Source organism: Bacillota bacterium (genome assembly GCA_013178415.1).
Taxonomy (GTDB): domain Bacteria; phylum Bacillota; class SHA-98; order Ch115; family Ch115; genus Ch115.
Map to the genome: position 1 here is coordinate 1 of JABLXA010000021.1, position 21,388 is coordinate 21,388.

The 21,388-nt window shown below is 51.3% G+C and carries 21 protein-coding genes; 4 read left to right on the forward strand and 17 right to left on the reverse strand.

Features of this window, described 5'->3' with window-relative positions; all coding sequences use genetic code 11:
• A partial coding sequence (locus tag HPY52_14000) for a hypothetical protein (protein ID NPV81363.1) occupies positions 1–337 on the reverse strand: 337 nt, incomplete at its 3' end.
• A 278-nt stretch (positions 338–615) separates the two neighbouring features.
• Here HPY52_14000 and HPY52_14005 point away from each other — a divergent pair.
• Positions 616–1,389, forward strand: coding sequence for a DUF72 domain-containing protein (locus HPY52_14005; protein ID NPV81364.1), 774 nt, complete (start codon positions 616–618; stop codon positions 1,387–1,389).
• 30 nt (positions 1,390–1,419) lie between these two features.
• Here the strand turns inward: HPY52_14005 and HPY52_14010 are convergent, their stop codons facing one another.
• From HPY52_14010 to HPY52_14050, 9 genes are all read right to left on the reverse strand, one after another.
• The gene (locus HPY52_14010) at positions 1,420–2,541 is read right to left on the reverse strand and encodes a DUF5009 domain-containing protein (GenBank protein ID NPV81365.1); all 1,122 of its coding nucleotides are present in this window, start codon (positions 2,539–2,541) and stop codon (positions 1,420–1,422) included.
• Between the two features lie 246 nt (positions 2,542–2,787).
• The gene (locus HPY52_14015; GenBank protein ID NPV81366.1) at positions 2,788–4,203 is read right to left on the reverse strand and encodes a fucose isomerase; all 1,416 of its coding nucleotides are present in this window, start codon (positions 4,201–4,203) and stop codon (positions 2,788–2,790) included.
• 184 nt (positions 4,204–4,387) lie between these two features.
• Positions 4,388–4,693, reverse strand: coding sequence for a nucleotidyltransferase domain-containing protein (locus tag HPY52_14020; protein NPV81367.1), 306 nt, complete (start codon positions 4,691–4,693; stop codon positions 4,388–4,390).
• Complete coding sequence (locus HPY52_14025) at positions 4,686–5,090, reverse strand: nucleotidyltransferase (protein ID NPV81368.1); 405 nt, start codon at positions 5,088–5,090, stop codon at positions 4,686–4,688. The genes HPY52_14020 and HPY52_14025 overlap by 8 nt, the downstream gene beginning before the upstream one ends.
• An 82-nt stretch (positions 5,091–5,172) precedes the next feature.
• On the reverse strand, positions 5,173–8,628 hold the full coding sequence (locus HPY52_14030; GenBank protein ID NPV81369.1) for an alpha-mannosidase: 3,456 nt from the start codon (positions 8,626–8,628) through the stop codon (positions 5,173–5,175).
• 145 nt (positions 8,629–8,773) lie between these two features.
• Complete coding sequence (gene dgoD / locus HPY52_14035; protein ID NPV81370.1) at positions 8,774–9,910, reverse strand: galactonate dehydratase; 1,137 nt, start codon at positions 9,908–9,910, stop codon at positions 8,774–8,776.
• Between the two features lie 5 nt (positions 9,911–9,915).
• The gene (locus HPY52_14040) at positions 9,916–10,569 is read right to left on the reverse strand and encodes a DAK2 domain-containing protein (protein NPV81371.1); all 654 of its coding nucleotides are present in this window, start codon (positions 10,567–10,569) and stop codon (positions 9,916–9,918) included.
• On the reverse strand, positions 10,563–11,576 hold the full coding sequence (dhaK, locus tag HPY52_14045; protein NPV81372.1) for a dihydroxyacetone kinase subunit DhaK: 1,014 nt from the start codon (positions 11,574–11,576) through the stop codon (positions 10,563–10,565). The genes HPY52_14040 and dhaK overlap by 7 nt, the downstream gene beginning before the upstream one ends.
• 131 nt (positions 11,577–11,707) lie before the next feature.
• Positions 11,708–13,204, reverse strand: coding sequence for a hypothetical protein (locus HPY52_14050; protein ID NPV81373.1), 1,497 nt, complete (start codon positions 13,202–13,204; stop codon positions 11,708–11,710).
• A gap of 342 nt (positions 13,205–13,546) precedes the next feature.
• Between HPY52_14050 and dinB the strand changes: the two genes are divergently transcribed.
• The 3 genes from dinB (at position 13,547) to HPY52_14065 (ending at position 16,787) form a co-directional block, all read left to right on the forward strand.
• Entirely contained in the window at positions 13,547–14,737 is a 1,191-nt protein-coding gene (gene dinB, locus HPY52_14055) for a DNA polymerase IV (protein NPV81374.1), read from the forward strand.
• Between the two features lie 163 nt (positions 14,738–14,900).
• A complete protein-coding gene (locus HPY52_14060) occupies positions 14,901–15,218 on the forward strand; it encodes a hypothetical protein (protein NPV81375.1) in 318 nt (105 codons plus the stop codon).
• 246 nt (positions 15,219–15,464) lie between these two features.
• On the forward strand, positions 15,465–16,787 hold the full coding sequence (locus HPY52_14065) for an HNH endonuclease (protein NPV81376.1): 1,323 nt from the start codon (positions 15,465–15,467) through the stop codon (positions 16,785–16,787).
• Positions 16,788–16,904: 117 nt separating this feature from the next.
• On the opposite strand, the gene HPY52_14070 is transcribed toward HPY52_14065, so the two are convergent.
• The 7 genes from HPY52_14070 to HPY52_14100 form a co-directional block, all read right to left on the reverse strand.
• The gene (locus tag HPY52_14070; GenBank protein NPV81377.1) at positions 16,905–17,138 is read right to left on the reverse strand and encodes a thioredoxin family protein; all 234 of its coding nucleotides are present in this window, start codon (positions 17,136–17,138) and stop codon (positions 16,905–16,907) included.
• A 247-nt stretch (positions 17,139–17,385) separates the two neighbouring features.
• Complete coding sequence (locus HPY52_14075) at positions 17,386–18,573, reverse strand: permease (protein NPV81378.1); 1,188 nt, start codon at positions 18,571–18,573, stop codon at positions 17,386–17,388.
• Between the two features lie 117 nt (positions 18,574–18,690).
• Positions 18,691–19,038, reverse strand: coding sequence for a winged helix-turn-helix transcriptional regulator (locus HPY52_14080; protein ID NPV81379.1), 348 nt, complete (start codon positions 19,036–19,038; stop codon positions 18,691–18,693).
• A 65-nt stretch (positions 19,039–19,103) separates the two neighbouring features.
• On the reverse strand, positions 19,104–19,490 hold the full coding sequence (locus HPY52_14085; GenBank protein ID NPV81380.1) for a hypothetical protein: 387 nt from the start codon (positions 19,488–19,490) through the stop codon (positions 19,104–19,106).
• Between the two features lie 21 nt (positions 19,491–19,511).
• The gene (locus HPY52_14090) at positions 19,512–19,949 is read right to left on the reverse strand and encodes a PIN domain-containing protein (protein ID NPV81381.1); all 438 of its coding nucleotides are present in this window, start codon (positions 19,947–19,949) and stop codon (positions 19,512–19,514) included.
• Positions 19,946–20,206: a hypothetical protein gene (locus HPY52_14095; protein NPV81382.1), complete on the reverse strand. Its 261-nt coding sequence runs from the start codon at positions 20,204–20,206 to the stop codon at positions 19,946–19,948. The genes HPY52_14090 and HPY52_14095 overlap by 4 nt, the downstream gene beginning before the upstream one ends.
• Before the next feature lie 256 nt (positions 20,207–20,462).
• Positions 20,463–21,281, reverse strand: coding sequence for an aldo/keto reductase (locus HPY52_14100; protein ID NPV81383.1), 819 nt, complete (start codon positions 21,279–21,281; stop codon positions 20,463–20,465).
• Between the last annotated feature and the right edge of the window lie 107 nt (positions 21,282–21,388).

The window sequence follows — 21,388 nt, forward strand, 5'->3', positions numbered from 1 at the left end:
TGCCATATAGAGTGGGATCTTTCAGGATATATGCTATGTATTGCCTGAAGAAGGTAGTGTAATATTCTAGAAGAAACTTATGGAGCGTGGTCTCCTCCCTTTTCATCTTGAAATAGAAGGGGGCCACGTCATAGCTCTTGAAGAAGACTGTATTAACCAGCCTGTCGAGCACGGCAGTCTTACCCATTCGGCGAGGGGAAATGAGGGCGAGACTGGTGGAGATCTTGCGCTTGATGTTGCGATACCATTGCTCAAGCTCCCTCAGTATCTCAACCCGGTCGGTGAATTCTTCCTCAGAAACCAATTCTTCAACTGGCAATACCCGAGGCGAGATCATGAACAACCCCTCCATTTCCTGCTCCTTGGGCCGATATCCTGCATACATCACAGAGAGCCGACACCCCGCATACATTACAAATCAATTATTGACCTCGATCCATATTGATTATAACATGCAAGGTTCAACCAGGTAAGCTCATCTATTCAGACTGCCGCAGGGAAACAACCTTACTGCCTCGCGCACACACATAGTAGTGGTCGCAAGCCGGAAGGCGCCATCTATGGTCTTGCCGTCCGGCGCGCAAGTATGTAAGATAATTAAAGGGGGCATAAGGCATGATTCTTGTTGGCACATCGGGATTCAGCTACAGGGACTGGGTAGGCGAGTTCTATCCTGAGGGCACGAAACCGGGAGATATGCTCTACTATTATGCACGACATTTCCCAGTTGTGGAACTTGACTTTAGTTACTATGCCATGCCCTCTGCTCGAACCATGTCCTCTCTTGACAGAAAGACGCCCGAGGGATTCCTCTTCTGCATAAAGGCCCATAAAAGCATGACACATGAGATCAACCAGGAGAAACCGCAGGATGCTTTCCTTCAGTTCCTGGATGGAATAGCGCCGATCATTCAGGCAAATAAGCTCGGATGCATACTTCTTCAGTTTCCCTGGGGATTTAAGAATACCCCCGAAAATATCGATTATGTTCGTAGGCTCCCCGATTTTCTTCCTAACCTCCCTCTGATCGTAGAATTCAGGAACATAAGCTGGTTCAGGGGCAACATATTCACCATCCTGCGATCGGAGGGCCTTGGATTTTGCATAGTTGATGAGCCCAGACTTAAGGGGCTTGTGCCGCCCATAGTTAAGGTGACCTCGCGCATATCTTATGTGAGATTCCACGGGAGAAACGCGGAGAAATGGTGGAAGCATACCGAAGCCTGGGAAAGATACAATTATCTTTATTCTGAGGAAGAACTCAAAGAATGGGTCCCCCGCATAAAGCATCTGGATAGCCTCACCGAGATCACATTTGTCTTCTTCAACAACTGTCATGCGGGGCATGCGGTAAGAAATGCGCTCATGCTGCAAGCCCTGGGCCTGTGAAGGCCCCTCTGAATGAGTGAGGGCCGGGGCCTAAAGACGGATGAAGATCCGCTTCCGGTACATCCAGTAAAGAATGAGCCATTCCATGAAGAGCTGGACACCAGCTTCAAATAGTTCCTGCCCTCTTCCGAAGAGGGGCGCGATATGTGTGCCGACGAGGAATTTGGCGATAGAGCCAAATGGAATGATATCAACCGCCAGATATATCGCTATGGAATTCAGCCCTATCACCACAAAGGGGAAGGCCCATCTTCTATGTCCCCGGACATCTATGATCCAATAAAACACAGCCAGCAGCATAGCGCTTATCCCGCCGGTAAGCAGGGCAAAGGAGCTTGTCCATAGGCTCTTATTAATTGGAAATATCAATCCGGCCAGAAGCCCAAGTACTGTTACAATCGCTCCTGAAAGGAATAGGGCGCCAGCTTTCCTCTCACCTGCCAGCGTATGGCCTCCGGGCGCATATTCTGCACTCAACCAATGCCCGGCCAGAACACCTAACAAGCATGTGGCAATAGCCGGCAAAGTACTCAATATGCCCTCAGGATCCCAGGTGCCATAATAAAGATGCCCCGGCAGCAAGTGAGAATCCACATAGGCAGCCAGATTATACCCAGGCGCCAGCACCCCGACTTCCATCCCCGGCACTGGGATAAAACGCATGATAAGCCAGTAACCAAACAGGAGTCCCGCGGCAACGGCGGCCTGGACCCTTACATGGGTCTTAAGCGCCAGAATTGAAGCAAAAAAATATGCTAGCGCTATCCGTTGGAGCACGCCCATCACGCGCAATGGTCCTATGGCTGGCAACCGACCAAAATCGATATTGTAAAAGATTCCTAATAGAAAAAGGATCAAGGCGCGCGTGGCGACATGTCGCAGAATAGCAATATGGTCATCCCCGCGCTCGAGACGTCTCCGGAGTGAGAATACTAGTGATACCCCCACTATGAAGATGAATAACGGAAAGATCAGATCATAAAAAGTAAAGCCATCCCATTCTGAATGCGTCAATTGATTGATCAGAAATCCAGTACCTGGAAGCCCAAGGCCCATCAGACCATCCACAATTCCCCGCGCTCCAATGATCCAAAACATATCAAAACCACGAAGAGCGTCAAGGGACATAAGGCGACCCTTTGGTGATGACAATAACGACCCCCCAGAGTTCGGTGCCATGAATATCAGAACAGATAAAGTGGTCATATCTGAAGCCATTACCATTATAACAATAGATCGCCTTCAGGGTCACCTGACAATATAAGGAATAGGAGACCGAAGGCATAATGCAATAGGGGTAGAGACACGGGTGGCTAGAAATATGGCGATGGGGCGCCTCTTTTGGCGCCCCGTCCGGTCTTCGCAGATTCGGTTCTCGCCCGCTCGAGCTTTACACGCTCAATCCACATTATGCAGGTATACGTCCCAGCCAAGGTAATTCCCCATAGCCTCGTAAAGAACGCTAGATGTCTCGGAAAGGTTTACTGCCACATGATGTTCAAACCCATTATTGCATATATAGCTAAGTAGATCTTGAAGGTTTGGAATCTCGATGACGCCATAGCCGCCAAACGTATCTAAAGGATCGTCTGTAAACCTTCCCTCACCAATATAAGCTGAAATGACCCCATTTATATCGTCAGTCGACACACGGGCAAAAGTGCACGGTCCTGGCTTGATCCTGCCAAAGACAGCGCCATATGCATTATCCTTGCCTACATCACCAGCGATTATCTTCTGGTAGTCGACATATGCCCCCATCAATACATCCTTGGGAAGATTGCTGCAATGGAAGACAACAGCCTTATCAGGATCATCACCATAGTTATTGTTCCAGTCCACCAGAGCGCTCGGACGTCCCGACGCTTGTTGCAGCGCATACATGCCTATGAGACCTGGTATATCGACCTCACACGCGCTTGGCGCTAAAACATTGGTCATCATGCTCATAACTGCGCAGGGAACAATTCCGAAAAACTGTTCCATTGAAGTCCAACATTGTATGGTAGTGGCTGCAAGATCGTTGGACTTCATCCAATCCTCGACTACGACCGCGAACTTCGCCATCTTGATTAGCGCCCCTTCTGGCACCCTGCTGGCGTCCGCATAGGCGCGAATTGCGTCCACCTTTTCTTTCACGGCAGGATCACCATCTCCAAGACGCCACGCACGACCAAATATCTCAGAAAGATCGATGGGCTCGACTGTAATCCCTGCCGCTTCAAGAAGCTTTTCGCTGTACCTCACAGTATTGAAAGCGGCGGGCCTGGTGCCAATCGCGCCGATCCTGAGGTGTTTCAGGCCTTTCACAGTCCGGCAGACTGCAGCGAACCATTTCAGATCTTCCCTGAATTCTTTCGAAGATGGAGCCATAGTGTGCACTCTGGTGAGAGAGAAAGGAATGCCATATTGATTCAAATTGTTGCACACGGACAATTTACCGCAAAAACTATCCCTCCGGTTCTCAACCGTCATTTTCCCTATCTCGTCTGGAAACGCATGGACAAGCACGGGAACATCAAGACCTGAGAACCTTATGGTGTTGGCTACTGCGCGCTCGTCTCCGAAATTGGGAAGCGTAACCAGGATTCCATCGATCTCTTCCTTGTGGGCCTTAAAGAGATCAGCGCACTTTTTCGCATCACTGAGACTCTCCACGCTGCCAAATTTCGTGTCCTGAGGAGTGAGGGCAATGGCCTTGATCCCTTCCTCAGCCAAGACATCCAAAATCTCCTTCCGGCCCGAATCGCACAAATGGCCGGGGAAAAACCCGCGATTGCCAACGATAACGCCTAGAGTGATTTCCTTCATCATGCGAACCTCCTTCTTTTATGGCTTGAACCCTCTACCTTGGTGCATGGGTAATCTGTTACCCAAAACCCACTCCCCGCCTGGTGGTCGCCAATGTACCGGGTGGGCGTGGCAAAGCCATCTGGGCAGAAGACCTGCACAACGGTCAGACATCTGAGAATTCAAGAGTCTGTGAGCGCCGTCCGATTCAATGCTTAGCCTCCTTCAAAACTATATATCTTTGTTGGATCATGCGCCGAAAGCTGGCGCTGGCGGCGGACCAGTCGAGCACATCCACCTTAAATGGCAGATCAGATTCGGAAAAGGCATCCCGGATTTCTCCCAATAGCTCAAAATTCAAAGGTTCAGCTGTGATTATCGCCAAATCGAGGTCGGAAAACTCCCGCGCGGCCCCCGTCACTCGAGAGCCAAAGGCCCAGACTTCGCATTCCGGCACATATTTTTCCAAAATCTCCTGCACAATACGATAATGCTCAGGGCGGAGGTCAAGCATCCTTAATGCCCTCCTCCAGATGTTTCAGCAGCGATGTCACGTCATCCAAAAAGAGCAATGCTTTCTCGTAGACGGCCCGGGCTACCTCAACATTATAGACATGCGATGTCTCATTACGCGCTTCAAGGTATCCAAACCACTTTATGGGATCTGTGATCAGTCCGATCCGCGCTGCTTCCCGAAAAAGATCACGTTTCGTCCTGAACTCGCTTTCGGGAATCCCGGCCTTCCGCAAATAGCGCTGCATTAGCTTCCAGGATAAATCCATAGTATATTCGAAACGCTGAATTACCGCATCGCGTAGCTCCTCATCGGCGGGCGCAGCGATAGACCTATCAACTCCACGCTTGAGGGAAGCTATTGCCAGGGCCAATGGAGAAAGGTCAATGCTCGGCACGCGACACCAACTCCTCAATATATGATAATCAGATATCTATTTCTCACAGAGGCGGGAGAATCCCCCCGCCTCTTGCACGCTTCTACCTGGCCCTCTTCAGCCGCAATGTGCGGATCTCCCAGGCTCTAATAAGAAAACACAGTTTTCCATCCTCGCCGATCCTCAGCGGAGGTGAAGTTATTTCCCGTTCCATAAGATCTGTCTCACAAAGCCTGGTTATCTCAACCGGCAGGTTCAAGGTTATCACTGCTTGAGTATCCTGCCCTGCAGCCTCATAAATCCGGAGAATCAGATCCTCGCCATCCTCAGCCTGTTTAAGGGCGCTAACCATCACATTCGCCGGTTCCACGCAAAGGTAGCTTCGCTCCAGATAAGCACATTTCCTACCAATGCCCTCAGGGCCTTCATTGCCCGGGGATATCCCCTCCGGACTAGGAGTCTCCGGAACTGTGGCTTCCTGACTCTCCGAGATTGAGACCCCCTCATCCCCACCCCGGAACAGGGGTTCTGCAATCAGCGGATGATTGAACTCATAGGCGCGCCGGCAAGTCTCAGCCTGCCGCCAGTCACCGGCGTGAGGATAGATGGAATAGGTAAAATCCTGTACCCCAGTATCTGGCTGCGGATCTGGATCATAGCTACTCCTCACTAGGGTCATGCGCATTGTGTTACCACTTACGTCAAAGCCGTACTTCGCGTTGTTAAGAAGGCTCACCCCATATTCACCATCTGAGAGATCAATCCATTTCTGCCCGGGGAGTTCTCTCCCATCCGCCGTCCGCTCGCTCCAGCCAAAGGGAATTTCGTATGTAGCTTTGCTGGCGCCCAGACGCGGAGTAAAGGATACTTTGAGCATGGGAGCATCTTTTTTGGCCGTCCCCATCTCCTGCCAATCCAGGTGTGTGAAGAAATCAATGCGCCGCACCCCTCGATAAAGACAGATCTCCTGCGCTATTGTGGAGTTGCGCCACCGGTATTTCAGGCGCGCTGTCGCCATAACCGGTCCCTTTTCCCCTAATTCCAGCATTTCTGGGGTGTACAGATTCTCCTGCCGCCTTATAGGACCCAGCACCCAGGAAGACATGGGATGAGGCATTTCCTCCAGCACCTGGAATAGATTGGCCGGCATGGGGCTTAGAAATTCCCCCTCAGCCTCCAATCCCATAGGGGCCGTAGGTTTGAAACGGAAGACCTCTCTGCCGGACGAACGATCCACCAGGCGATGAATAGTGCCTGTCTTCCTGTCGATTTCGAGGGTAAAGAAGACATTCTGAAGGAGGATATTTCCAGGTTTATGCGAATCTCCATGGCTGCGCTTCTCCTGTTCCTCTATTGCCACGAGTTCTTGGTCCCCTTCAACCCTTCCGCTAGCGTCGCAAGGCGCGGTGGTTTCATGGATGCCTTGGATTTCTGTATCTGCCGGGGCAGCCGTGATCCTGGGCAGCGTTTCTTTGGTGAGGAAGAAGGTCTTATAACCTGTGCCAGGCACATCCTGAGCCAGGAAGAGGATCTCATCTCCCACTATTTGAATGGGGCCGACATTGCCTCTAGCATCTCTCACACTGCGCGCCATTTCCATGATCGCCTTTGGAACCCGTGCCCGAACCACTTCAGTGCGAGTCCATGGCAGGGAATTGAAGACTACAACCGGATAGCCGTCGCGAACTGCACCGGCGATCTTTCTCGCAAGATAGGCTCGCGCATCCTTCCCCGCAGCGCCTGCCAGAGCAAGCGCCCGCTCTGCCAGCTGGCCTGAATATTCATATGAAGGCTCAATGGCGCTTCCGTCAAGGATATCATGGAACTGGTTAAAGAGCGTGTTTTCCCAGGCTTCGGCAAAGGCCTTTACAGGGTAGACAAACCCCCTGGCCGCGTCTGATTCACCATGAGCGCAGCCAGCGCCTTGATCGCACGTCATCTTGTCAGCATTCGGATCCATTCTGGACGCAGCGTCGCCGGCTGCCTGGCAGCTCGCCAAGGCTGCGAATATCTCGCTATCCACGAGTCGATTCTCACATTCCCGATTCCAGCGTTTGATCTCCGAGTGGCTCGTATAACAGCCATCGAAGGTGAAATTGAACTCACCGCGGACCACTGGTAGAACCGGTTTCTCTGCCACCACCGCGTCATAAAAATCCTCCACCCTGCTGAAACGTAGTTCGGGCAAACATGGAAGCTTCTGCATGAAATGAGCGCGCCTGATATCTTCACGGGTAGGCCCGCCGCCATGGTCTCCAACACCATAGACAAACATGCTGTTCTTCAAACCATAATGCTCCGCCAATTCCTGGCTAATGGCACTCACCCGTTCCGGCCTGATTTCATTATTGTAAATGCTGCTAAAAGCCAGCACCCGTGAACCATCAGGCCCTTCCCACCAAAAGATGCGTTTGCCAGGAGCGCAACGCATGAAATAGTAGTAATCAAGGCCCGCCTTTTTAAGGATTTGGGGCATTGTGGCTGGATGACCGAAAGTGTCAGGTTCCCAGCAGATACGAGGTTCCAGGCCAAAATGCTCTCTGGCGTATTTCTTTGCGTAGAGGATCTGGCGAACAATAGCTTCCCCGCTGGCCATGTTCAAATCGCCCTCGACCCAGGTGGAAGCCGTAACATCCCAGCGCCTCTCCTGAATGCGCTTCCGCATCCTGGCAAAAATCTCAGGAAATCTTTTCTCGGTCAATTTATACACAGCAGTCTGGCTCTGCGAGAAAGTGAGATCGGGAAATTCGTCCATGAGGTCGCTCACCGTCGTGAAATCTCGCTTTACAACATCCACAGTATCTTCCCATGGCCACATCCAATTCATGTCTATATGGGCATGACCAATGAGGTGTATAACCTGCTTCTTGACTTCATTGCGCAAGGAGAGAAGAATCTGACGCGCCTCAGAAATGAAACCCTCAAGCTCGTCCCAGCTGCCGAGATCTCCTTTTTTCTCCCAAAGAGCCAGGACTCCGGCCAGGACTTCCCCAGCCCCGCTAACACGCCGGGCAAAATTAAGTTCCTGGATGAAAGAGCCTAAGTCTAATATGACATTCTCAACCCTGGAATAATTCACCCAGACATCGCCCATCCCGACCATGCTTCTCCGCGGCTGGAAACGGAACGCGACAAGGTGCCGCTCTCCGGGAGTGACTGCTTCGCTGAGAATGATCTGAGGCCCCCGCATATCTGTCCAGTAAGGCGCGTCCAGAGCCACCTTGCCATCTACATAAACGGTCGCCCCGAGGAAAACAGTCGCCTCTAGGGCAGCCCTCGTCCCGGCCAACGGAATCCCTTTAATCTCCTCAGGGAACTCAACCCATGTCCGCACCCAGGCGGGTCCATCGTTGCCGTCCCACTCATCAGGCAGAGGCTGCCATCCCCCCGGCGGCGCGAAATCTGGCGCTGCCGCCTCATCCGTTTCCTGGGTCTCTCCCTGGAAGAATTCCCACCGGCCGAGATAATGGTACCGATCCAGTGTTCCCAGCCTTTTCCGCAGATAAGTCAGAAAGGCATCTAGTTTTGCTTCATCGCAGATTGAAACACCCATACCCAATCGGCGCAGGAAGCCTCCTATTAACCTTTAATAAGGAAGTCCACGCCCATATCCCCCTTCCGTCAATTAGACTATTTACCCGCGGCGGCAGGCCGGAAACGCCCATTCTGCTGCACCACCACGAGACATAGAAAATAGCGATCAACTACCAGTCGGCAACTGTCCCGTCATCATTGTGGTACAATCTCGGGGTATCCCAATCACCTGGATATGCTCTCTCCTGAACCACATCCTCATCGACCTCAATGCCCAGTCCAGGTCCGCCCGGCACTGAAATGTAACCATCTTTGATGATAAATGGTTTCTTTAAGTATCCCTGACCCAGGTCCCAACCTTCCTTCATGCCGGGGTGTTCCTGGATGAGGAAGTTGGGCGTGCAAGCATCCAACTGCAAGCATGCCGCAAGAGATATGGGACCCAAAGGATTGTGTGGAGCGATAGAGGCATAGTTAACCTCCGCCATGGCAGCTATCTTCCGCGCCTCCAGTATGCCCCCAGCATGACAAAGGTCGGGTTGCACAATGGCTGCTGCCTGTTTCTCAAGCACCTCCCTGAAGCCCCAGCGCGTAAAGAGCCTCTCGCCCGTCGCCACCGGTATGGTGGTGGACCTTGCCACTTGAACAAGGGCGTCGACATTTTCGGGCAAACATGGTTCTTCGATGAACATAGGATAGTACGGCTCGAAGGCTCTGGCCAGGCGTATCGCCATCTGCGGGCTGACTCTGCCGTGAAAATCGATGGCTATATCCATCTCCTTTCCAACAGCTTTCCTTATAGCCGCGAGTCGTTCAACCTGCCTGTCCACAAAGGCCATGGTGTCGACATTGCGTACCGGCCCCTCGATCCCGTACTTTACTGCAGTAAATCCGGCTGCCCGGGCTTTGAGAGCGCTACTCACGGCTTCCTCGACTGTAGCGCCGCCAATGTGGCCATACATACGGACCCTTTTTCTGTAGAGGCCGCCCAGCATCTCGTAAACAGGCATATTGTAATATTTTCCCTTTATATCCCATAAGGCCTGTTCAATCCCGCTGATGGCGCTAACCAGTATCGGACCTCCTCTATAGAATGTCCCTCTATACATGGATTGCCAGTGAAATTCTATCCGTCGAGGATCTTCGCCGATCAAGGTGGGCTTTAATTCTTCGATGGCCATCGCCACAGTCCTTGCCCGGCCTTCCACTATCGGCTCGCCAAAGCCTACGATCCCTTCATCCGTAGATATCTTCAAGAACATCCACCTTGGCTTGACATGAAAGATCTCCAGCTCTGTGATCTTCAATACGCTCACCCTTCTCCGCTGATGGCGCGGCAGTACTCAACAGCCCCCTCCAGGATGACCACGAGGGCCCCCGCCCCGGGGTCGGGATTGCCCAGGCTGCGGTCGGCGATCCAGCTGGCCCTTCCCACCGCAGGTCTCATCGCTTCCGTGGCTTTCATCCCATCCCTGGCAGCCTCTAGAGCGGCCTCCAGGGCCACAAGGATGTCCTTGCCCCCGCCTGCAGCTTTTTCCATGGCCTGCACCGCTGGCATAAAGGCGTCCAGGATCGTCTTATCGCCTGGCTTCGCCCCTCCGCGTTCCATTATGCCCTGCATAGCCGCTTTCGCCATTGAAACCAGCTCATCCAAGCCCACAGCCGGATTCGTCTTGACTTCGCGCCCTGCGCGCATGAATGCCGTGGCAAGCAAAGTTCCTAAAGTTGAAGGAGCCGCGCGATTAAGAGCTATTCCCGCCTTAAACAGGAGGTTCCCTACCGTCTCATTAGATAGGTTTTCCATCTCCTTTACAATAGCCGAGAAGCCAATAGTCATGGTAACCCCTAGGTCACCATCCCCGGCCACACTATCAAGCTGTGTCAGCCATTCCTTTCGTCTCTGCAGATTCGCTGCAATATTGCCAAGAAGAGCGATTATCTGACTGGAATTAAGAGTCTCTAGCACCGATTCGCACCCCCAGGCTGGACAAAAAACGGAGAATATGCAGGATCATCCAGCAAGCTCGTCAATTCCTGGTCCAATTTCAGAACTGTGAGAGAACATCCTGCCATCTCAAGGGAAGTAGCATACTCTCCTATATAAACCCGATGTATCTTTAATCCCGCTTGTGCTACAAGCTCATGTACTTTTCGATAGATTATGTAAAGCTCCTCCGGAGGGGTTGCACCTAGACTATTCACCAGGATGGAAACATCATCTCCAGACCTTACTCCAAGATCCTCCAGGATCCTTTCAGTCAGGATCCCCGCCACCTCATCGGCGCTCTGAATCTTGCCTCTCATGACACCTGGCTCACCATGAATGCCCATGCCAATCTCCATCTCATCTTCACCAATGCTGAAGGTCGGCTTGCCAGCCGCTGGCACGGTACAGGGGGTCAGCGCCACACCCATGCTTCTTACATTATCAACAGTTTTCTGCGCGAGACGCTCCACTTCATCGAGACTATATCCCCGCTCTGAGGCTGCACCAGCTATTTTATAGGCATAGAATAGACCCGCTACACCCCGGCGTTTCGTCCTCTCCTGAGGTGGAGCTGAGGCCACATCATCAGTAACCCTTACGGTCCTGACTTCCATATCCTCAAACTCAGCCATCTCCTTGGCCATGTCGAAATTCAATATATCACCCATGTAGTTTCCGTATAGGAATAGCACCCCGGCGCCACCGTGGGCTGCCTTCGTGGCCGCCAGGATCTGCTCTGCACTAGGGCTGGAAAAGACATTCCCGACAGCCACGCCGTGAGCCAGTCCTTTACCAACGTACCCCAAGAACACGGGCAGGTGCCCGGACCCGCCTCCAGTGATAATGGCCACCTTGCCTTTCACCGGAGCATCCGCCCTTACCAGCGCACGAGGGGCAGCTTCCTTGAGGAAATCGGGATGGGCCAGAAGTATTCCCTGCAGCATCTCGTCGACGAAATTGGCCGGATCATTGAGGAATTTCTTCATCGAAAACGGCGCATGACACCGGGACCTTTATAGGCCGAAGGGAAATGCGCCTTCCTCCTTTCATCTTTTGAGCGATGGAGACCCGCAACTTTTAGCTTTCTGAGTTCAGGCACGATTTGACCATTCCCCGCCTATTTTACAATTTCCCAAACGGGGGCAAGTCTCTCCTTCCCAGCAGCCCCAAGGACTACAGGCGTGATGCCTGCGATCTCGCAGAAATAAACGAGCGAATTCACATAGTCTCCAGCTACACCAAGGACATGGTTGCACGGAAATACGTTCAGGAATTCCTCAAAGGTACAGTCAAGCCTCGCATGAACGTGAGGCCAAGTAGGATCAGTCTGCGCGTTGAGGGCTTTCCTTTCATTTTCAGGGAGTTCCAGGCTTTCACCCGACATGATCACCATGTAGGGCTTCTCATCCCAGACACCAAGTCTCGCAAAGGTCATTTTAGACGCAGCAGCGTCGAATTCCACCGAAGCCCCGCCGGCCTTGAAGTAATATTCCATTGCAGGGTGGAAGGTGATCTTCTTGAAGTTCTCTTCGGGTTTCATAGAAAGGGAAGCATAATAGCTGGAATGATTGCCCGAGTTGCACCAATCCCAGATATCCTTATCAGGGTGATACAATCTTACATCCATGAAGAGCGTGGAAAGGCCTCCTGAGATATACTTTAGAACCTGCATAGTGAGGGCTGCATATGAGTCAGCTTCCGTGGCGCACACCATGGGTTCTTTTGGACCATTCCAGTCGTACGGGTCATTCATCAACATCTCAGCCACATCGCCGAGGCACACGTATTCAGTCAACTCCCTCTGCCCCTTGAGTCCGCAGAGATCAAAGCCCTTCTCTTCATTCACCATCCTCATGGCCAGGTAAAGCCTGATCTGCGTTTTGAGGGTATCTGGAGTGAGCATCTTCCCATCATAGAGAATCCGGTTGCCAAGAAGCCGCGTGAACCAGGCGAATCCCTTCTCTACTTCCTTTTCATCGACCTTCTCCATCATCTTGACCAGGAGGAGTTGGTCTATCTGGCTTACGGTGGTGCCCAGGGATTTCAAAGTTGGGACGAGATGGAAATAGCCTGTCTCCATTCCCATGGAATGGCCGCCATAGCAGCCATAGACCTCATTCTGCATGGTAGTCCGGGCCTCGCTCGCCCTGAGCCAGTCTATGACTTTCTTTTGAGTGGCAGAGTCATCCATTTCGCCTACGATCCGGTGCGTGCGAATCCCTGCCTGGCGCAAGGCTCCGTCAGTAGCCAAAAGTCCCACATTGCCCGGGAATTTCCCATTATTGTTGGAGAGGCTTAGCACCGGCTTATCCCTTCCCACTGTGTTGAGAAAAGGCCAGACCAAGAATGGGAAATTCCATACATTGTAGCACATGACAATCTGTTTGCAGCCCGCCCTGTTGAGTTCTTCACCAACCCTTTGCGCCACCCTCACAGAGGTTATGATCTCCGATCCAACAACCACCTCGGGGACACTGCCGTCTACATTTACGAGCCGCTCCCGAATAATCTTCGCCCAGCCTTTTACAACGGCCATATTGGCTGGGTTATTCTGAGTGTAGACATGCTCTCTCTCATCATTAAGCATCACAATGCCTATCGGCGTGGAACGCATACCCGAAGCCTCCTATTCTAAAGCTCAGTTTTGGCCATCTTAGTCATTAGCGACTAGCATAGAATGGTCCATATAGATATTCGATCATGTGTTTTCTATACCCTGCATAGGGGCCCAGGTACGATGAAAATTATGCTGAAAATATCGTTATATGCTAACCACAGGTCTTACCTTCCTCATCATCCTTTCAGTCCAGTAAAAGAATTTCGCCCATCAAAAGAAGGATTTCTTATGACATATGGCGAACATATGTTTGCATATAATATAATGGAGCAGCCATCCATAGCCAAAGCTATGGGCTTGCTTATTGCAGGCCTGGGGTTGACCAATGGTGATGTATCTATGAGAGGGAAATGCAGGGATATCCTTCATGTGGACATGAATGCCTTCTTCGCTTCTGTAGAACAGCATGACAATCCTGCTCTCAAAGGAAAGCCTGTCATAATTTGCGGAGATCCTGAGAGCAGGAGTGTGGTGTCCACAGCATCCTACGAAGCCCGGCCCTTTGGCGTCAAGGCCGGTATGCCTGCCGCCCAGGCCAGGAGGCTCTGCCCTCAGGGAGTATTCATCAAAGGGCGCATCGGTAGATACATAGAGGTTTCCCTGGAGATCTTGAATATCTATAAGAGCTTCACGCCCCTTGTGGAGCCTTTCTCTATAGATGAAGCTTTCCTTGACGTGACTGGCTGCGATCTGCTCTTCGAATCCCCTGTGAATATAGCAAAGGCTATCAAGTCTAAGATCAGGGCGAGATTCGATCTTACATGTTCCATAGGAGTAGCCCCCAACAAACTCCTTGCTAAAATGGCTTCCGATATGAAGAAACCTGACGGCCTCATAGTCATAAAAGATGAGGATATTCCAGAGAGGATATGGCCCCTCCCCGTAAGAGCATTGTTTGGAGTTGGAGAGAAAACCGAAGAAACCTTAAATGCCATGGGAATAAAAACCATTGGTGAACTGGCCAGGTATCCTACAAAGTTGCTCGAGCGGAGATTCGGGGTTGTTGGCCGCGCCCTCCATTCCGCGGCCTGGGGGATGGATGATTCCCCAGTGTGTCCAGATAGGCCTCCCATTAAGTCCATGTCAAATGAATATACTCTGCCCGATGATACTGCCGATCCTGAAATTCTTAGGGCCTACATTCTCAGGCTTTCAGGCGACGTTGGAATGAGACTACGCCAAGAAGGATATTTGGGCAGGACCATAGAGATCAAGCTACGTTATGAAGATTTTGTCACCATCATAAGGTCAGAAACTATAAAAGACTTTACCGACTCTGATAGAACGATATATGAAAAAGCATGGGAACTCTTCACGCGCAACTGGGCGAGCTGGCGCAAGGTCAGGCTCATCGGCGTAGGCGTCTCTAGTCTAGTTGAACGCAGGCGATATCAAAAGCAGCTTTCCCTCTTCGACGACTGTCTCAAGCAGGCGGCCGTTGACAGGACGGTCGACACCATAAGGCGCAGATTTGGGCGGGACTCCATCATGAGGGCGGGGGCAATGATTTTATGCGGCCCTCGACCATAGCCAGCAGGCCATTATATGGTATAATCATGCTAAATTAAAGGGCAGCGGTCACAGCATCATATTGCGGGACAGCTCGTCTGTAAAAGCAGACAGTCCTAAGAGAACGAGGGGAGAGTCATGCGGATTCAGGAAGGAGGAAAATCGCGCCAAGGTAGCAAGCCTTATGACACGACTTTACGAAACCCTATGTGAAGCATGCAGCCATTACTTATTCCCATCCAACGATCCATTCGGCGCTGTGGGGATCACGCAAACGGCCTTCTATCGAGATGTGGTTGCGCTGCAAAAGGCCTCTAACCCGCCATCGGTCTGGACCCGGGAGGCGATTCGATTGATCACCAGAGAATGGCCATACAGCCTGTTTTTCGAGCCAAGCTTGACCAGTGTTCTTTTGGAATTCCTCAATACGGCGCCTCTCAAAGAGGAAGCCATCAATCAGGCTGACCGTCTCCGGCGCGAGTGTCAGCTACCCCACGCATAAATGCGGGGGCTTGTGATGAGCAAGCCCGGAGCTGACCAGCCTCAGCCACCAGGCGTAAGCCTGACGGGGCTACGTTATGGGCGAATATATAGGCACTTCGGGATGCTTCTCCAGTCCCGAACCCTGCGGCCAGCGGTTAAACAGGTATACGGGGTCGAAGCCAGTGCCGCTGGCATATAAACCGCCCGATAACATTGGCGAGGAGACCGTTACCGGCGTAAGCCGAGAAAGGAAGGGTAGCCTTCTATGCAAAGAGTCCTCGTGTTAGATTGTAACAAAAATCCACTTATGCCCTGTCACCCGGCACGGGCTAGACAGATGCTCAAAGATGGAAAGGCCGCGATATATCGCCGCTACCCATTCATAATCATCCTTAAGGAGCGAAGCGGCGGGGAAACTCAGCCTGTCGCGCTGAAGCTGGATCCTGGCAGCAAAATAACTGGAATAGCTTTGGTGGCAGACTTTCAAAAAGGTAAGAGGGTGATATGGGCTGCGGAACTTCAGCACCGGAGTGAACGAATTCGGGAGCTACTTTTAGTCAGGCGCGCCGTCCGGCGGAGCCGGAGAAACAGAAAGACTCGATATCGCAAGCCGAGGTTTCTGAATCGGAGAAGGCCCGAGGGGTGGCTTCCACCCAGTCTCAAGAGCAGGGTGGATAACATATTAACCTGGGTTATGCGATTGAGAGAGTTCTCTCCTGTATCGTCTTTATCGCAGGAGTTGGTTAGATTCGATGCTCAGAAACTGGAGAATCCTGAGATCTCTGGCATTGAGTATCAACGTGGTACTCTCTTCGGCTATGAGGTTAAGGAATATCTGCTGGAGAAATTCGGACGTCAGTGCGCCTATTGCCGTGGGAAATCTGGGGATCCGATACTTGAAGTTGAACACGTTGTGCCCAAGAATCCCAAACATGGGCCGAAAGGCACAGATCGGGTAAGCAACCTAGTTATTGCTTGTGAGACCTGCAACAAAGCCAAAGACAACAATCAACCGGAAGAATGGCTTGCACGCCTGGAAGCTTCTGCAGACCCACTTGACAAAGAGCGTGCGGAAAACTTCCCGACTGTTATAGAGCAGCTTAAGCAGCCCCTAAAAGATACGGCTGCCGTGAATGCGACAAGATGGGCTATATTTCAGAGCTTAAAGTCTTTCGGCTTACCAGTTGAGATTGGAACGGGCGGACGGACGAAGTATAACCGCGTAATTCAGCATTACCGCAAGGCGCATTGGATTGACGCGGCTTGTGTGGGCAAATCTGGAGAGAGTGTGTTTTTATCTTCCGTGCATGTTCCTCTTTATATCAAAGCTGTAGGACGAGGGTCACGACAGTTTTGTCGCATGGATAGACATGGTTTTCCGCGGACTTCTCCTAAAAGAATCAAGCGGGTTCATGGGTTTCAGACAGGGGACATAGTGCGGGCAACGATTCCTTTGGGGAAATATGCCGGTATCCATATTGGTCGGATAGCAGTCCGCGCCAGTGGGAGCTTTAGAGTGGGAAGCACAGATGGTGTTTCCTGGCGTTGCTGCAAGATACTCCATTGTTCTGATGGATACGAATATTAGAAGGGAGGGAACCGTGGCTCCTCCCCATGCGTAAACGCAGGGGTATCTGCCACGGTGACAATTGATTAAGGCAATGAAATTGTCGGCTCGTTATGCTCGGCACACTGTTCTTTACAGCTACTTCCTTAACCATTCTCTAATCTGCGCCTCTGTGGGAATCCTCCCCTCGATCTTCTTCTCGCCATCCACCAGCACGGCCGGAGTCATCATGACTCCCCGGTCTATGATCTCGTTGATGTTAGTCACATGAACTATCTCTGCCTCTATTCCGAGTTTTCGTATAGCAGCAGAGATCATCTCCTCGGTCTTCCGACATTTTGGGCAACCTGTGCCCAAGATTTCAATTTTCATTTATGCGTTCCCCCCTTCCTATATCAGAAATAGCCGGTGATCGTCATTGTCATCCTTCCACTGGCACCGACCAATATCCGGCACCGCTGGCTATCCCAAAAATGATTGAACGCCTGTTCCATCCTTCCGATAACCCCGCCATCGCGACATGGGAGCCTTTCTATCTTCTTAGGAGCTTCCCCCCGACTGACTGGTCGTTTCGTAGACAGCAAATGTGGGGATGGCGAATGAGCTTACGATATCTTCGTCAACCGACTATCGCCCCGAAAATCATCCCACTTATCGTCGCCATGACAACCACCAGCGAGACATATGTGATAGTCTTCTTCGGCCCCAGAAAGCTATTGATCACCAGCATGCTTGGAAGGCTAAGCGCAGGCCCGGATAGCAGCAATGCAAGCGCCGGTCCCTGTCCCATTCCTGAACCTAGCAATCCCTGTATTATAGGGATTTCAGTCAACGTGGCGAAATACATGAACGCGCCTACAATAGAGGCAATGAAATTGGCGAATAACGAATTGCCACCTACAAGCTGCGAAACATAGCGCGACGGTATCAGTCCCGCGTCAATGCCGGGACGCCCCATAAGCAAGCCGGCTGCCAAGACGCCCCCAAACAGGAGGGGCAGGATCTTCTTTGCAAAATCCCACGTGGAATCCTTCCATGCCACAAGCTCGTCTGGCCTGAACCAGGTTCTGAGCATATAAGCGAGGTAGACTAGAAGCGCCACCACAAGGTACCACTTTATGCGGAAGACATCATACCAAACACCAATATGCTCAGATGGCTTGCCCCACGCCGCGAACACCAGGATAAGCACCAGAGTCGCAAAATACGCGGTTGTCTGTCCGAGGCTCCGACCGCCCTCTTCAATTGCCTGCGATGCGGCAGCAAATCCCTTTTGTCTCTCCGTCTCTTCTTCTCTGAAAATGGCAGCCATGAGAATCCCTATGACTATCGAGAATAGAATTGCGCCAATGGCTCTGGCAAGCCCTATCTGCCATCCCAGGACACGTGCTGTGAGAATGATGGCCAAGACATTGATGGCGGGACCTGAGTACAGGAATGCGGTTGCCGGACCGAGACCCGCCCCCCTCTTATATATGCCCATGAAAAGCGGCAGCACGGTGCATGAGCAAACGGCAAGTATGGCACCTGATACCGAGGCTACAGCGTATGCCAACCATTGCTTCGCGTTCCTCCCCAGATATCTCATCACAGATTGTTGGGAGATGAAATTCTGCATGGCCCCTGCGATGAAAAGGGCAGGAACAAGGCAAAATAGTACATGCTGCCGGGCATAGTCCTGTAGCATATGGAATGCCTCGAGGATCGCCGCCTGGACCCTCGGGTTGCCCAGGGGAGCGAAGTATGCGACAAGAAATGTTCCTACTATTAACATGAATGCCTTTAATTCCTTCAAGGTACCCAACATCCTTTCGCCACGCGGCGCCCCTACCCTTTTCATGTAGGAACTCCGCCCTAATCTAAGAACCCCACCCTAACCTAGAAACCCCGCCCTAATGTAGAAACCCACCTTTCGACGCAAGATCTATAGCCTTTTCCCTGCAATATCGAGACAAGAAAGTGAGCACTTCTCGTTTCCATTTATCTTCTCTACGCACTGCATAAATTGATAAACGCAGGGCATCCGGAGTCTATATATCACATTGAGCCCTTCCTTCTTGGAGTCCACTATGCCTGCTGTCTTGAGCACGCTCAGGTGCTTGGAAATGGTAGATTGATCGAACCCTACACGGCCAACAAGCTCGCAGACACACTTTTCTCCTTCTTTTGCCAGTATCTCGATCAACCTCAGCCGGGTCTCGTGAGCCAGCGCCTTGAAGACAGCCACTTGTCTCGATATTGCATCTTCATATCTCACCCAGATCACCGCCATTCCGGATAGATCATCGATCAATGGCTATATTACCATATAGCCAAATATAATGCAAACTATTATGGTCAAACCGCATGATTTCTTGCCCGGTCACGTCTTCTGAGCAAGGCGGTGGCCAGGACCGCCAGGGGCAGCATCTCCAGCATGAGGGCGATATTCTCAGCCTTGGCATCCCCGGGGATGGCATGAGCCGGGGCTACGATGTAACCACCCTCATGAGCCATGGCAATAAGCCTTCCTACTTCGGCCCGCACTTCATCGACAGTTCCATAAGGCATCAGTCTCTGGGTGCTTATTCCTCCCCAGAATGCGAGACGCCCTGCATACTCTCTCTTGATGGAATAGATGTCCATTACCTCTGGCTGAAACGGATTAAAGCAATCGACACCTATCTCTATCAGATCCGGAAATAGCTCGGCCACGGCTGCACTAAGGCTCCTAGCTGACTGAATAAGATGTCGATAGTAGTAGAATCAGGCGCCAGCCAACGTCTCCGGAATTGGCCTGATGCCCACTATGGCGAAATGATGATCTAGCGTAAGCGCCCTCTTGATACGTTCCCTCATGCATAACGCAAAGCTGGTACAATCCACGGCGGAGAATTTCTGGTCAGCATACTTCGTGAAGATCTCCCAGGCCTCTGCAAATAGAGGCTCGTTTACCCATGCGATGGCCAGCCGCTGCTCTGATTCCGCTTCCTTGATAAACGTATAAAACTGCACTGCCACTGCATGGCTGGCATAGCGTCTCAAATATGTAATGGTCTCTGATATTACATCACTTGTCGTGACCGGTATTATCCCGCCATTGAGCAGCATCAACCATTCATCCGCCATGGCACGATGATGTGGATCTCTGGCTGCCACCAGAGAAATCCAGGCTGAGGTATCAATGAAGACCTTTTCCCTCATTTGTCTTCATCGCCAATCTGCAGATAACGATCATGGTGTAGAGCCAGATCCCGGGGTATCTCTCCCTTATGCATTCCAATAAGTTTGATTAATGGATTAACCTCACCGGACTTATCAGCCTCCTGCTGCTCGAGTTTCACCAGGTACTGGCCTATGGCCTCACGTATCAAGGAAGCCTCGGAAACCCCCTTGCGTGAGGCCCATCCTTTTAGGCGCTCATCATCATTGCGATCGATATAAATCTGTTTTCGCTCCAAAACCATGTTTACCCCCCACCAAATCATGATGAGATGAACATCCTGATGTATACATCACTTAGATTATAGTGTATACACTACATAATGTCAAGCCGTCCTCAATTACATTCTAGGTGAGGTAACGAAGCGTTCTCCCCATTCGGTCTCCGTGTTCGCGGACACAATCTCTTCGTCATCGTCTTCTGAGCAAATGACTCATTCGCTGTCGCCCAGGAATGCCTACTATACGGTTACCAACTATCCAAGACCTGCCCTATCAGTAGTCGAATTCGCCAAATGATGGATTGATAAGCCTCTCCATTCTATTAAGACTGTCAATCTTCTCCCTCGCCTCATCGGGTAATGTCCATCCAAAAATCTCCATATTATCCCTTAGATGTTTCTCTGAAGTTGCCTTCGGTATCACTACAATACCTTTTTCAACCAGCCACCTCAAGACTAGTTGTGATGGGCTTCTCACATATTTATCCGCGAGGTCCAGAATGACCTGGTCATTGAATATTCGACCTCTCGCCATCGGGCTATATGCAGTGAGGACGATATTATTCTCGCGGCAAAACTCGAGCAATTCCCTCTGGTACAGATACGGGTGGAACTCTACTTGGTTAACCGTAATTAGATCTCCTGCAACTTCCATCGCTTCCGTAAGGTGTCTAATAGTAAAATTACTAACTCCGATGTTTCTCACCATTCCCCTGGCCTTTAGTTCCGCCAATCCGCGCAAGGTTTCAGAGATAGGAACCTCCTTATTAGGCCAATGAATGAGCAGTAGATTCAGATACTCTATACCTAATTCAGTAAGAATCTGCTCTCCCGCTGATAGTACGTCTTTATATCGAAGAGAATCTCTCCATACCTTTGAAGTAATGAAAAGCTTATCCCTATCTATTCCGGACTTTTTGATCGCCAGAGCTATGTCTTTGTGATTGCCGTAAGCGGCGGCGGTATCAATATGCACGTACCCGAGCTCAATGGCCTTCTGAACCGCTTGCTGACACTCATCCCCCGTTACCTGCCAGGTACCCAGACCCAAAATGGGTATTTCATCTCCAGATTTCAGCACAATTGTTCTCATGCAATTTCCCCCTCTAATGGATTACCATAGATATGCAAGTTCGACCTCAAAAGCTGCGCCTAATGCGGAGAGCATCCACAAGGACCTTGCCTACGTTGCGCCCGGAT

What these genes read in the sequence shown, in the direction of transcription:
- HPY52_14070 (NPV81377.1), bottom strand. Translation starts at nt 17,138, where the DNA reads ATGAAAATTGAAATCTTGGGCACAGGTTGCCCAAAATGTCGGAAGACC.
- HPY52_14020 (NPV81367.1), bottom strand. Translation starts at nt 4,693, where the DNA reads ATGCTTGACCTCCGCCCTGAGCATTATCGTATTGTGCAGGAGATTTTG.
- HPY52_14075 (NPV81378.1), bottom strand. Translation starts at nt 18,573, where the DNA reads ATGTTGGGTACCTTGAAGGAATTAAAGGCATTCATGTTAATAGTAGGA.
- dinB (NPV81374.1), top strand. Translation starts at nt 13,547, where the DNA reads ATGAGAGGGAAATGCAGGGATATCCTTCATGTGGACATGAATGCCTTC.
- HPY52_14065 (NPV81376.1), top strand. Translation starts at nt 15,465, where the DNA reads ATGCAAAGAGTCCTCGTGTTAGATTGTAACAAAAATCCACTTATGCCC.
- HPY52_14100 (NPV81383.1), bottom strand. Translation starts at nt 21,281, where the DNA reads ATGAGAACAATTGTGCTGAAATCTGGAGATGAAATACCCATTTTGGGT.
- HPY52_14050 (NPV81373.1), bottom strand. Translation starts at nt 13,204, where the DNA reads ATGCGTTCCACGCCGATAGGCATTGTGATGCTTAATGATGAGAGAGAG.
- HPY52_14080 (NPV81379.1), bottom strand. Translation starts at nt 19,038, where the DNA reads ATGGCGGTGATCTGGGTGAGATATGAAGATGCAATATCGAGACAAGTG.
- dhaK (NPV81372.1), bottom strand. Translation starts at nt 11,576, where the DNA reads ATGAAGAAATTCCTCAATGATCCGGCCAATTTCGTCGACGAGATGCTG.
- HPY52_14015 (NPV81366.1), bottom strand. Translation starts at nt 4,203, where the DNA reads ATGATGAAGGAAATCACTCTAGGCGTTATCGTTGGCAATCGCGGGTTT.
- HPY52_14060 (NPV81375.1), top strand. Translation starts at nt 14,901, where the DNA reads ATGACACGACTTTACGAAACCCTATGTGAAGCATGCAGCCATTACTTA.
- HPY52_14005 (NPV81364.1), top strand. Translation starts at nt 616, where the DNA reads ATGATTCTTGTTGGCACATCGGGATTCAGCTACAGGGACTGGGTAGGC.
- HPY52_14090 (NPV81381.1), bottom strand. Translation starts at nt 19,949, where the DNA reads ATGAGGGAAAAGGTCTTCATTGATACCTCAGCCTGGATTTCTCTGGTG.